The 267-nt window shown below is 36.7% G+C and carries 1 pseudogene; it reads left to right on the forward strand.

Features of this window, described 5'->3' with window-relative positions:
• Positions 1-71: 71 nt before the first annotated feature.
• Positions 72-267, forward strand: a pseudogene (locus SB660_RS21150) (sporulation protein YqfD); the annotation flags it as partial.

Consider the following 267-nt stretch of genomic DNA (forward strand, 5'->3'; position numbering starts at 1 on the left):
TTGAATGCACATTTAAAATACCAACGAAGCTAACGCTCCAATCTTTGCAACAAAAGCAATGGCGTGTAGTCGTGAAAGGTATTCATAAAGAAGCGGTTGATTATGTACAAAAGAAAGACTTACCAAGTTGGCTCGATCCTTATGTTTCCATTGTGGAAGAACAGCAAACAAAAACGATGGAAATTACATTAGATGAATCTAAAATAGACACGTTGTTAATGCCACTACTTCATGAAAAGATGTTGCAATCCCTTCCTGCAAAAACAG

It is taken from the genome of Bacillus sp. SIMBA_005 (assembly GCF_046535585.1).
In the GTDB taxonomy this organism is placed as follows: domain Bacteria; phylum Bacillota; class Bacilli; order Bacillales; family Bacillaceae; genus Bacillus; species Bacillus pumilus.